This window comes from Paraburkholderia phenoliruptrix (assembly GCF_902859825.1).
Classification (GTDB): domain Bacteria; phylum Pseudomonadota; class Gammaproteobacteria; order Burkholderiales; family Burkholderiaceae; genus Paraburkholderia; species Paraburkholderia phenoliruptrix.
In genome coordinates, this window is record NZ_CADIKB010000007.1 from 185,950 (window position 1) to 197,955 (window position 12,006).

At 61.8% G+C, this 12,006-nt stretch carries 8 protein-coding genes and 1 other RNA gene; 5 read left to right on the forward strand and 4 right to left on the reverse strand.

Annotation, left to right across the window (positions count from 1 at the left end; translation table 11 throughout):
- The first annotated feature begins 1 nt into the window (after position 1).
- Complete coding sequence (locus HV711_RS10850) at positions 2-2,104, forward strand: peptidase domain-containing ABC transporter (RefSeq protein WP_035479488.1); 2,103 nt, start codon at positions 2-4, stop codon at positions 2,102-2,104.
- Positions 2,097-3,605 (forward strand): TolC family outer membrane protein, encoded by a 1,509-nt coding sequence (locus HV711_RS10855; protein WP_175145090.1) that lies wholly within the window; start codon positions 2,097-2,099, stop codon positions 3,603-3,605. Before HV711_RS10850 ends, HV711_RS10855 begins: the two co-directional genes overlap by 8 nt.
- 210 nt (positions 3,606-3,815) lie before the next feature.
- Here the strand turns inward: HV711_RS10855 and ssrA are convergent.
- From ssrA to ompA, 4 genes are all read right to left on the reverse strand, one after another.
- Positions 3,816-4,185, reverse strand: a transfer-messenger RNA (tmRNA) gene (gene ssrA, locus HV711_RS10860).
- 174 nt (positions 4,186-4,359) lie between these two features.
- Positions 4,360-5,073, reverse strand: a complete 714-nt coding sequence (locus tag HV711_RS10865) for an HAD family hydrolase (RefSeq protein ID WP_035484820.1) — start codon at positions 5,071-5,073, stop codon at positions 4,360-4,362.
- Between the two features lie 28 nt (positions 5,074-5,101).
- Complete coding sequence (gene ubiG / locus HV711_RS10870) at positions 5,102-5,800, reverse strand: bifunctional 2-polyprenyl-6-hydroxyphenol methylase/3-demethylubiquinol 3-O-methyltransferase UbiG (RefSeq protein ID WP_013589248.1); 699 nt, start codon at positions 5,798-5,800, stop codon at positions 5,102-5,104.
- Between the two features lie 195 nt (positions 5,801-5,995).
- Positions 5,996-6,643 (reverse strand): outer membrane protein OmpA, encoded by a 648-nt coding sequence (ompA, locus tag HV711_RS10875; protein WP_013340148.1) that lies wholly within the window; start codon positions 6,641-6,643, stop codon positions 5,996-5,998.
- Positions 6,644-7,119: 476 nt separating this feature from the next.
- Between ompA and gyrA the strand changes: the two genes are divergently transcribed.
- From gyrA to serC, 3 genes are all read left to right on the forward strand, one after another.
- Positions 7,120-9,756 (forward strand): DNA gyrase subunit A, encoded by a 2,637-nt coding sequence (gene gyrA, locus HV711_RS10880; RefSeq protein ID WP_082201588.1) that lies wholly within the window; start codon positions 7,120-7,122, stop codon positions 9,754-9,756.
- A gap of 121 nt (positions 9,757-9,877) precedes the next feature.
- Positions 9,878-10,480: a DUF2059 domain-containing protein gene (locus HV711_RS10885; RefSeq protein WP_013589246.1), complete on the forward strand. Its 603-nt coding sequence runs from the start codon at positions 9,878-9,880 to the stop codon at positions 10,478-10,480.
- Between the two features lie 347 nt (positions 10,481-10,827).
- Positions 10,828-11,910 (forward strand): 3-phosphoserine/phosphohydroxythreonine transaminase, encoded by a 1,083-nt coding sequence (gene serC / locus HV711_RS10890; RefSeq protein ID WP_013589245.1) that lies wholly within the window; start codon positions 10,828-10,830, stop codon positions 11,908-11,910.
- Positions 11,911-12,006: the final 96 nt, after the last annotated feature.

Sequence of the window (12,006 nt, forward strand, 5' to 3'; positions counted from 1 at the left end):
CATGCGCGCCATCTATCAAAATGAAGTCGCCGAATGCGGCTACGCGTGCCTGGCCATGGTTCTGTCGCACTTCGGCCGCGCTGTGGAGGTGCGCGAGTTGCAGGCGTTCAGGCCCATCTCGGCGAACGGTTTGACGCTCATGGACCTGTACGACGTCGCGGTCGAATTCGGTCTCGCAGTGCAGGCGTACCGTTTTGACGCCGGCGACTTGCCGGCCATCAAACGCAGTTCGATCCTGCACTTCGGCGGCGCGCATTTCGTGGTGTTCGAGAAGTGCGCTCGCGGCTACGTGCAGGTTATCGACCCGGCGAGCGGCCGGCGGCGCATCGCCATGGACACCTTCGTCGCGAATGTGTCCGGCTATCTGCTCGAATGCGCGGCCACGCCGGACATGCCGCGCGTGCGCAGCAGGTCGCGCGTGCCGCAGGCGCTCGCTCGGGTGCGCTCGCTCAATCCGCAACTCGCCGCCCAGATCGCGAAGGTCATGTTCGTCGCGCTCGGCAGCCAGTTCGCGATCCTCGCCATGCCGTATCTCGGCAACCTGCTGCTCGACGACGTAGTGGCCGCCGACAACCTCAATCTGCTGAACGTGCTCATGCTGACGTTCGGCGGCATCTTCGCGACAGGTGCGTTGAGCCAATACGTGCAGACTTATCTCGTCGAGCTTCTGCACGGTTTCGTGCAGATGAACATGACCGAGGGCATCGTCGCAAAATTGTTGCGCAACCCGATCCCGTATTTCGAGAAGCGCCACGTCGGCGATCTGTTCGCGCGAGTCAAGGCGCAGGACGAAATCAGCGTTTTCTCGACGCGCACGGCGATCTCGGCGGCCATCGACATCGCCGTCGGCATGCTCGCTCTGGCGTTGATGCTGGTGCAAAGCCCGCAACTGACGCTGATTGCGTTGTTGATCTTCATGATCTACGTGGCGGTGGCTTTTGCGCTTTTTGCGCGCATGCGCGACACCCATGCGCTCGTCCTCGAAGAATCGGCGCGCTGTGACGACACGCTCATTGAAACGATTCGCGCGGCGTCGCTCATTAAACTGTCGCAGGGCGAGACGCGGCGTACCGCAATGTTCATGACGAAATACCGCGCATACATCGCGGCGCTCGTGCAGAACAGCCGGCTCGCAAGCGCACGCGACGCGATTCTGAAGCTGATCGACTATGCGGACATGATCGCGGTGAGCTGGTTCGCCGCGCGCCTGATGCTGGGCGGTGCCATCTCCGTCGGTGTGTTCTATTCGTTTTTGATTTACAAGTCGTTGCTGTCGGAGCGCTTTGCCCGGGCCGTCAACGCGGCGTTCGACTATTTCATGCTGAGTGTGCCGGTCGCGCGCGTGAGCGATATCGTCGATTGCGAGGCGGAGCGCTATACGCCGCCGGCCGACCTGCATAAGGCCGTCGAGGTGCGCAGATTCGAGCGCATCGACGTGCGCGGCATCACGTTTCGTTACGGCGTGTCCGATCAGCCTGTGCTGAAAGACGCGAGCATCGTGATTCGCAGGGGCGACAAGATCGTGATCACCGGCGCGTCGGGAAGCGGCAAGTCGACGCTCTTCAAACTGCTGGCGGCGGCCGAGCCGCTGCAGGAGGGCGAGATCGCGTTGAATGGGATCGCCGCTGCGAATCTCAGTGTCGACGAAATCCGCCGGCATGCGGTTCACATGCGACAAGGCGATCTGATCCTGCATGGCTCGATTGCGGACAATGTGTCGCTTTTCAGCGGCAATGCCGACGAAGCGCGGATTCACGCGTTGTTGGACGACGTCGGCCTGCTCGCCGATGTCATGCGTTTGCCGATGCGCACGCGCACGGTGATCAGCGACACGATCGCCAATATTTCCGCGGGTCAGCGCCAGCGTCTGCTGCTTGCGCGCGCGTTGTACCAGCAGCGCGAATTGCTGCTGCTCGACGAGCCGACTTCCAATCTCGATCCCGCGTCGGCGCGGCGTGTCGTCGACTTGCTGCTGCGTCTGGATCGCACGGTCGTGGTCATCACGCATGACATGGCGCTGGCAGCGGCGTTCGGCACGCGTTATCGGCTGGTCGACGGCCAACTGCTCTGCGAGGCTCGCGAGGGAGTGCTGGTGGATGAATAAGCGCGCGTTGACAGGTGCATTCGTCATGCTCGCCACGGTGGCCTATGGCGGAGCCGCCGCTGCAGTGGACCTGCTTGGCGTCGTCGAGCGGAGCACCGATCATGACGCCGATCTCGCGGCGTTTCGGGCGGGTTCGAGAGCGGCGGGGCAAGCCGTGCCGAAAGCGCGCGCTGCGCTCCTGCCGCAGGTGGTGGGTGGGTGGGGGCGGGCCTACAACAGTGTGGTGACGGAAGGCCTCCCCAACACCCACTACTGGCAAAGCGGATGGACCGTCGTGCTCACCCAGCCTGTGTTCGACTGGAGCAAATGGACGACGTACAGGCAGGCGGACTTCGTCGCGGCGCGCGGCGCGGTGGACTTCGCGCGTGCGAGGCAAGCAGTCATTTTGCGGGCAGTAGAGGCATACTTCGACGAACTTGCTGCCGAAGACGAAGTGACGCGCGCGAACGATTACGCGGCCACGCTCGATCTGCACCTGAGCGAGCTGGCCCGCAAGCGGCGGGCGGGAGAGGCGACGGTCATCGACGTGCGGGACGCCGAAGCGGCACGCGCGCAGGCACAATCGCAACAACAGGATGCGCACGACGACGTGCAATTAAAGCGGCTGGTGCTCGAGCACCTCACCGGAGAGCCGTTCGAGGCGCTCTCGCGTGTTTCGGAGGCCGCCGGCCTGCCGGGACTCAGTCCGCCGGATGTCGAAAGCTGGGCCTCCCAGGCGGCGGCCCACGACTACACCGTGCAACAGAAGCAGGTCGATCAGCGTATTGCCGAGCTTGAGGTGGAGAAGGCGCGCGCGGCGCGGCTGCCGGTCGTCAGTCTGACGGCGAGCCACACGCCGGCTGGCGCTGCGTCGGGCTATATGCGTCCCACGACGACCACGACGGCGATGCTGTCGGTGACCATCCCCATTTTCGAGGGCGGCGCGAACACCGCGACAATCGACGAAAAACTGGCACTGCAGGATAAGGCTCAAGACGAGCTGGTCGCGGCGACCCGTACAGCGGGCGCGACCGCCCGCGAATACTGGTCGCGCTTTCATGCCGGCGTCGCGCGGGTCGACGTGCTGTCGCGTGTGGTGCAGAGTTCGCAGGCAGCGTTGGATGCAACCAAGGTCGGCTATCGCGTGGGCAGCCGTGCAAGTACGGATGTGTTGCGGGCCTCGGAGGCTTATTTCGCGAATCGGCGCGATTTGATTCGTGCGCGCTATGCAACCGTGATGGCGCTGCTTCAGTTGAAGGCAGCCGCCGCAAGTCTCGACGTCGACGAGATCGCGCGCGTCAATGAGCTGTTGCTGAATGGGACGGTGGGCGGTGGGAGAGTGGCGGATGCCGAGGCGGGCCGAAAGCCGGCCAGCGCGGAAGTGAAGCAGGTGGTGGTGCCCGCAGACGCGCGTCATTCGGCGCCCGTCACGAATACGCAACCGGCGTTGGCGGAAACGGACGCGCGACGGCCAAAGTTCGACGCGGACGTGTTGCGGGCACTAACGGCTATTCGTCAGTGAGCGTCGGCAAGCCGCTCAAAGTAAGGCGTGTCTTGGGCACGCCCTGTATCCGCACGGCGCGCTCGATCTGCAAGTCGACGCGTTCTCAACGGGAATCCGGCGTCACCACGAAAAAACCCCGCCCGGCTGGCGCCGTCGGGGTCTTCGTCAATGCGCTTCCCACGGCAGTGCCGCGCAGTGCCGCGGAGTGCCGTTTTACTGCAAGGTGTCTGGTGGAGGCGGCGGGAATCGAACCCGCGTCCAGAAGCACTCTACGACCAGTTCTACATGTTTAGTTCTGTCTTTTAATTTAACCGCAGTGACGCGGACGAACACGCTGCACTACGGCGATTCACTAGATTTTCGACCCGGACGTCGTGACTCCGTCAAGGCTTAACTGACGTATATGACCTCTGTCGGTATGGCTACCGGTCTTGCGACACTAGCCCGTCAGTGAACTAGGCAGAGGACGGCGGCCCTTAGGCTGCCAGTGCGAACGTATCGTCGTTTGCAGTTACGTTTTTCCCATTGATTAACGAGGTGACGGGTCCTCGACATGCCCTAGCCGCTTCGCAACCCCTGTCGAAACCAGGTCGCCCCCGCGGTTCGTTGCTCGGAACTTCGAGCCAACGTATATTTTACAATAATTTGACGGCCCTGTCTCGCCCTTGTCTCGTCCCTGTCTCGGTCGAGCTTGCGTCTGTGCCGGCAGCGCTGCTGCCACAGGCGAGCCACCTACGACGGGCGGCCGGTCGGGCGCCATGTGTCGACAAACTCAGCCGATATCGCGCAACAGCCGCTGCAGCTCGGCGGGCGACTGCACGACATGCTGCGCGTGCCATTGTGTGGGCGGAATGTCGTCGCCGCAATAGCCGTAGGCCGCCGCCACCGTCTTCATGCCGGCTGCAAAACCTGCCTGGACGTCGCGCAAATCGTCGCCGACATAGACGATGCGCTCGGCCGCGGTGTCGAGCGCGCGCGCCCCATACAGCAAGGGCGCGGGATGGGGCTTGGAGTGCGGCGTCGTGTCGCCGCTGACCACGCAGCCCGCGCGCTCTTCAAGACCGAGTTGCGCGATCAGCGGCTCCGTGAGCCGTGCGACCTTGTTCGTGACGATGCCCCAGCGCACGCCGCGTGCGTCGAGTTCGTCCAGCAGCTCAGGGATGCCCGGAAAGAGCGTCGTTTCGATGCAAAGATCGGCTTCGTAGTTGGCGAGAAATTCCTCGCGCATCGACGCAAACTCGTGGTGGTCCGGCCTGATGCCGAACCCGCCGCAGATCAGTCCGCGCGCGCCCGCCGACGCCAGCGGCCGCAGCTTTTCGAGCGGCACCATTTCCAGCCCGCGATCGTGACGCATCTTGTTGACGGCCGCAGCCAGGTCGGGCGCAGTGTCGGCAAGCGTACCGTCCAGATCGAACAGCACGGCATGGCAAAGACCAAGCCCATCTTCATTGTCTTCGCGCTGGGGCAGGGGCGTGGGGTCGCTCATTGATTCGGTCTTATCGGCGTTAGGCGGATTATGCGTCGCGACGGCACGCGAGCATGTAATTCACGCTCGTGTCCGCGGAAAGCGCGAAGTGCTTGGAGAGCGGGTTATACACAATACCCTTGATGTCCGTCGTGCGCAGGCCCGCCGCGCGTACGAAGCCCGCGAGTTCCGACGGGCGGATGAAACGTGCGTAGTCGTGCGTGCCCTTGGGCAGCATCCGCGCAATGTACTCGGCGCCGATCACCGCAAAGAGATAAGACTTCACGTTGCGGTTGAGCGTGGAGAAGAACACCCAGCCGCCCGGTTTCACGAGCGTCTTGCATGCCTCGACGATCGCCGACGGTTGCGGCACGTGCTCCAGCATTTCCATGCAGGTCACGACGTCGTAGGTGCCCGGTTCACGAGCAGCGAGCGCTTCGGCGGCGATTTCCTCGTAACTAACGGTTACACCACTTTCAAGGCTGTGAAGATCCGCGACGCCGAGCGCCTCGCTCGACAGGTCGATGCCTTTCACATCCGCGCCTAATCCCGCCATGGATTCCGAGAGAATCCCCCCGCCACAGCCAATGTCCAGCACGCGTTTGCCGGCGAGATGGGCGTGGGCGTCGATCCAGTTCAGGCGCACGGGGTTGAGTTCGTGCAGCGGTTTGAATTCGGCGTTCGGGTCCCACCAACGATGCGCGAGGTCGCTGAATTTCTGCAGTTCGTGGGGATCGGCGTTGGTCATGGCGAAGCGGCCTCGATGAGAGCGGTGAGCGGGCGCTCGAGGATAAACCCGGAGTATATAGGGGAGGGGCCGGGGCGGCAAAATGCCGCCGGGGCACTGGCGGCGGGCGGCTCGCCTGGCGCTGAACGGCTCCCGGTCACCAGGCAATAAAAAAGCCCCGCCGAAGCGGGGCTTTCGATACTGCGCAGAGGTAGCTTACTGCTTCGAAGTACCGACAACTTCGACTTCCACGCGACGATCCGGTGCGAGGCAGGCGATGAGTTGCTTGCGGTTCTTCTGGTTGCAGCCGGTCGTGACCGGGTTGCGCTTGCCCTTGCCTTCCGTGTAGATACGGTTGGATTCGATGCCCTTGCTGACCAGGTATGCCTTCACAGCTTGAGCGCGACGCAGCGACAGACGGTCGTTGTACTTGTCCGAACCGATGCGGTCCGTGTAACCCGTTGCCACGACGACTTCGAGGTTCAGGCCTTGGATCTTCGATGCCAGGTCGTCCAGCTTTTCCTTGCCGGCCGGCTTCAGGATAGCCTTGTCGAAGTCGAACAGTGCGTCAGCCTGATACGTGATCTTCTGGCTGGTGATAGCCGGTGCCGGTGCGACCGGAGCCGGCGGCGTCGGAGCCTGGGCGACCAGTGCGCCGTCGCACTTGGCGTTAGCCGTTGCCGGCGTCCAGAATGCATCGCGCCAGCAAAGCTCGTTCGTGCCGTTCATCCACACGTATTCGCCAGTACCATTTACCCAGTTGTCATTGGTAGCTTGTCGCGACGCCGGCACCGACTGTGCCATGGCGGATGCAGCCATAACCGCGGTAGCTGCAATGAACGCGAGCTTTGAAAGTTTATTCATATTTCTCCTCTCGAAATTGAGATTACCGCAGGTTTACTGCGAGCCTGTTGACGAAGACAAGTCATACATTGCTCGAAGTATAACATTGGTGCGGAACAAAAAACGCTGTGTCTAGACTTCGAGCAGTGTCTGACTCTTTGTGCGTTGGCATTTTGCCATATCGTTCCCTTCCGACGATAAAAAAATCCGCCCCCGATCAAATCCCCCTCCAATTGTGGTGCATGCGCAACACCGCAATCGCCCGGAGCGTCCCGCCAGTCATGGCTGAGCGGCGAATTGCCCTACGCACGAATCGAGCCTGACCGACACAAAAAACGCCCCTTGCGGAACTTTTTCGAGGCGGTCTGCTAATAGGTATACGTCTGCCCGCAGGGTCGGGATTGGCGGCATGTTAGAATCGCGTGATGCGTTGCGTCTGCAATGCTTACGCGAAGGTGTCGGGTTCTCGCTGCCTTCGCACGTAAAAGATACGGATAATGGATCAATTCGCCAAAGAGACTCTGCCAATCTCCCTCGAGGAGGAAATGCGCCGTTCGTATCTCGATTACGCGATGAGCGTGATCGTAGGGCGTGCGCTTCCCGATGTCCGCGATGGCCTGAAGCCGGTGCACCGGCGCGTGCTGTACGCGATGCACGAGCTGAACAACGACTGGAACCGCGCGTACAAGAAGTCGGCGCGTATCGTCGGCGACGTCATCGGTAAGTACCATCCGCACGGCGACAAGGCTGTCTACGACACGATCGTCCGGATGGCGCAGGACTTTTCGTTGCGCTACATGCTGGTGGACGGCCAAGGCAATTTCGGGTCGGTCGACGGAGACAACGCCGCGGCCATGCGTTATACCGAAATCCGCATGGCGAAGATCGGCCACGAGCTGCTCGCCGACATCGACAAGGAAACGGTCGACTTCACGCCGAACTACGACGGCAGCGAGAACGAGCCGGCCATTCTGCCGGCGCGCATTCCTAATCTGCTGATCAATGGCTCGTCCGGCATTGCGGTCGGCATGGCGACCAACATCCCGCCGCACAACCTGAACGAGGTTGTCGACGCGTGCCAGCACCTGCTGAAAAACCCCGAAGCCACGATCGACGAGCTGATCGAGATCATCCCTGCGCCTGATTTTCCGACCGCCGGCATCATCTACGGCGTGGCGGGCGTGCGCGACGGTTATCGCACGGGCCGCGGCCGCGTGGTCATGCGCGCGCTCACGCATTTCGAGGAGATCGACCGCGGCCAGCGCATGGCGATCATCGTCGACGAATTGCCGTATCAGGTGAACAAGCGCTCGCTGCTGGAGCGTATTGCCGAGCTGGTCAACGAGAAAAAGCTGGAAGGCATTTCCGACATTCGCGACGAGTCCGACAAAAGCGGCATGCGCGTCGTGATCGAGCTGAAGCGCGGCGAGGTGCCGGAAGTCGTTCTCAACAATCTGTATAAAGCGACGCAGCTCCAGGACACCTTCGGCATGAACATGGTCGCGCTCGTCGACGGCCAGCCGAAGCTCCTGAACCTGAAGGAGATGCTGTCGTGCTTCCTGTCGCATCGCCGGGAAGTGCTGACGCGGCGCACTGTCTACGAACTGCGCAAGGCGCGGGAACGCGGGCACGTGCTCGAAGGCCTCGCGGTGGCGCTCGCGAACATCGACGAATTCATCGCCATCATTAAAGCTGCGCCGACTCCGCCTATCGCCAAGCAGGAATTGATGGCGCGTCCGTGGGATTCGTCGCTGGTGCGCGAAATGTTGTCGCGCGCCGAGACGGAAAATGCGTCGGCGGGCGGTCGCGATGCGTACCGTCCTGACGGATTGAATCCGTCGTTCGGCATGCAGGCTGACGGCCTGTACCGCTTGTCCGACACGCAGGCTCAAGAAATCCTGCAGATGCGTTTGCAACGCCTGACCGGACTCGAGCAGGACAAGATCATCGGCGAGTACCGCGACGTCATGGCGCAGATCGCCGACCTGCTGGACATTCTGGCCCGGCCGGAACGCATTACGGCGATCATCGTCGACGAACTGACGTCGATCAAGGCCGAATTCGGCGACGCGCGCCGCTCGAAGATCGAGTTGAATGCGACCGAACTGAACACCGAAGACCTGATCACGCCGCAGGAAATGGTCGTGACCATGTCGCACGCGGGTTACGTGAAATCGCAGCCGTTGTCGGAATATCGCGCGCAAAAGCGTGGTGGTCGCGGCAAACAGGCGACTTCCATGAAGGAAGACGACTGGATCGACACACTCTTTATCGCGAATACGCACGACCACATTCTGTGCTTCTCCAACCGCGGCCGCGTGTACTGGGTCAAAGTCTACGAAGTGCCGCAAGGTTCGCGTAATTCGCGCGGCCGTCCGATCGTCAACATGTTCCCGCTGCAGGAAGGCGAAAAGATCACGGTTGTGCTGCCGGTCAAGGAATTTTCTGCCGACAAGTTCGTGTTCATGGCCACTGCGTTAGGAACGGTAAAGAAGACGCCGCTCGAAGCCTTCAGCCGGCCGTTGCGCAAGGGTATTATTGCGGTCGGTCTGGATGACGGCGATTACCTGATCGGCGCCGCCATCACAGACGGTCAGCACGACGTGATGCTGTTCTCCGACTCGGGCAAGGCGGTCCGCTTCGACGAAAACGACGTGCGGCCCATGGGCCGCGAGGCGCGCGGCGTGCGCGGCATGCAGCTCGAAGACGGTCAGAACGTGATCGCGCTGCTGGTAGCAGGCGACGAGCAGCAGTCGGTGCTCACCGCCACGGAAAACGGCTTCGGCAAGCGCACGCCGATCACCGAATACACGCGTCACGGCCGCGGCACGAAGGGCATGATCGCGATCCAGACTTCCGAGCGCAACGGCAAGGTCGTCGCCGCCACGCTGGTCGACCCGGAAGCGCAGATCATGCTGATCACGACCACGGGCGTCCTGATTCGTACGCGCGTGTCGGAAATTCGAGAAATGGGCCGTGCAACTCAAGGTGTTACACTCATCAGCCTTGACGAAGGGACCAAGCTTTCAGGTCTGCAGCAGGTTGCCGAGGCGGAAGCGGAAGGCGATGTCGAAGGCGACGCCGAGGGTCCCGCCGAAGGCGGTAACGGCGGGGAAGACGGTGGCGCAGCCTGATCCGCGGTTTTGGCTTCGCGCTCGGTACTGATTGAAAGCTCTGCGGGACAGAACGGCGTGTCGGGCCGACACGCTTTCCGCGCGGCTGGCGGTTCAAGTTAATTTCTATTAGGGAGTAATGATGCAGAAACGATTCAAACAACTGGCGTTGCTGGCTGCCGTCGTGCCGACCTTTGCCATGGCTCAAGCACTTCAGAGCCAGGCTCCGTCGGCGCCGGCTGCTGCCGCGGCACCGGTTGATCCGGCCAAGCAGGCTGCCATCAAGGACCTGCTGGACGCAATCGACGCACAGAAGCTCGTGGGCGCAATCGGCAACAGCGCGCAAATGCAGGCAAAGCAGCTCGTCCCGGCTATCCTGTCGGACGCGCTGAGCGAAAACAAGACGATGACGGACAAGCAGAAGCAGGCTTCCGTCCCGACGCTGCAAAAGAACGCAGTGCCGAAGCTGGTTGACGGCGCGGGTCAGGTCTTCGCGACGGACGGCTTCCGCCAGGACGCCATGCAGGCTCAGTACGACGCGTACGCAAAGTACTACAGCACGTCGGAAATCAAGGATCTGACGGCTTTCTACAAGAGCCCGACCGGCCGCAAGTTCATCCAGGTTCAGGACCAGGTTGGCCGCGACGTCGTCAACGGCTTGATGCAGAAGTACATGCCGCAATCGATCAAGGCAACGCGTGACCAGGCCGACAAGGAAGTCGCTTCGGTCAAGCCGGCTAAGTAAGCCTCAGGCGAAAGCCGCGCGGATACCGCGCTGGCGCGCCACCGGTGGTCCGATTTCAGGGCCGCCGAGTTTGGCGGGTTAGCGGGGACAATGCGATAATGGCCGTTTGCGCATGTGCGCAAGCGGCCATTGTTTTTTCGGCGCTCAATTGTCGACGCCGGCGGCTCAAAACACGGCTGCGATTGCCGACAGTCGCAGCCACCCGGGTGGTTATTCGCGTCGGCTGAAACATGGCCGTTTTCCCGCAGCGTCTTTGCGCGGCGGCCGCTTTACCGATTCAACGGACTCAACCGATTCAGCGACTCGTGCGCGACTTTTCGTATTCGCGCCGCTTTCAGGATCTCACGATGCGCGTCTTTAATTTCTCCGCCGGCCCAGCGGCCATGCCCGAAGAAGTGCTGCGTCAGGCAGCCGCCGAAATGCTCGACTGGCAAGGCAGCGGCATGAGCGTGATGGAAATGAGCCATCGCGGGAAAGAATTCATGTCGATCCACGAGGAAGCCCTGACCGATCTGCGCGAGCTGCTGGCCGTGCCGGCGAGCCACCGGATCCTGTTCCTGCAGGGCGGCGGTCTCGGCGAAAACGCGATCGTGCCGATGAACCTGCTCGGCACTAAACCGCGCGCGGACTTTGTCATCACCGGTTCCTGGTCGCAAAAGTCGTTCAAGGAAGCGCAGAAGTACGGCTCCGTGCATCTCGCCGCGAGCGGCCAGACAGCGGACGGTTTCACTCGCGCGCCGGCCTTTTCCGAATGGCAATTGTCGGACGATCCCGCTTACGTGCACCTGTGCACGAACGAGACGATCCACGGTGTCGAGACTTTCGAGATTCCCGACCTCGGCAATATTCCGCTGGTGGCGGACGCGTCTTCGCACATCCTGTCGCGTCCCATGGACATCGCCAAATACGGCGTGCTGTTCGGCGGCGCGCAAAAGAACATCGGCATGGCGGGCGTGACGGTCGTGATCGTGCGCGAGGACATGCTGGACCGGGCGCTGCCTATCTGCCCGTCGGCGTTCGAATGGAAGACGGTTGCCGAAAACAATTCCATGTACAACACGCCGCCCACTTATGCGATCTACATCGCCGGCCTCGTGTTCAAGTGGTTGAAAAAGCAGGGCGGCCTCGCCGCAATGGAAGCACGCAATCTCGAAAAAGCGAAGCTGCTGTACGACGCAATCGACTCGAGCAGCTTCTATCTGAACAAGGTCGAGCGTGGCTCGCGCTCGCGGATGAACGTACCGTTTTTCCTCGCCGACGAGTCGCGCAACGAAGATTTCCTCGCCGGCGCGAAAGCGCGGGGAATGGTGCAGCTCAAGGGCCACAAGTCCGTCGGCGGCATGCGGGCGTCGATTTACAACGCCGTCCCGCTCGAAGGCGTGAAAGCGCTTGTCGAATACATGAAGGAATTCGAACAGCACAGCGCCTGAGTGCCGGGCATTCGGCGCGCATCCTTTCCAGCACGCATTTTTGCAGCAGTTTTTTGCGGCAATTCTTTGCAGCAACTACGGGCAGGACCGTTTTCA

Coding starts and splice junctions, on each gene's coding strand:
- gyrA (WP_082201588.1), top strand. CDS start 7,120: ATGGATCAATTCGCCAAAGAGACTCTGCCAATCTCCCTCGAGGAGGAA.
- HV711_RS10850 (WP_035479488.1), top strand. CDS start 2: ATGCGCGCCATCTATCAAAATGAAGTCGCCGAATGCGGCTACGCGTGC.
- ompA (WP_013340148.1), bottom strand. CDS start 6,643: ATGAATAAACTTTCAAAGCTCGCGTTCATTGCAGCTACCGCGGTTATG.
- HV711_RS10855 (WP_175145090.1), top strand. CDS start 2,097: ATGAATAAGCGCGCGTTGACAGGTGCATTCGTCATGCTCGCCACGGTG.
- ubiG (WP_013589248.1), bottom strand. CDS start 5,800: ATGACCAACGCCGATCCCCACGAACTGCAGAAATTCAGCGACCTCGCG.
- serC (WP_013589245.1), top strand. CDS start 10,828: ATGCGCGTCTTTAATTTCTCCGCCGGCCCAGCGGCCATGCCCGAAGAA.
- HV711_RS10865 (WP_035484820.1), bottom strand. CDS start 5,073: ATGAGCGACCCCACGCCCCTGCCCCAGCGCGAAGACAATGAAGATGGG.
- HV711_RS10885 (WP_013589246.1), top strand. CDS start 9,878: ATGCAGAAACGATTCAAACAACTGGCGTTGCTGGCTGCCGTCGTGCCG.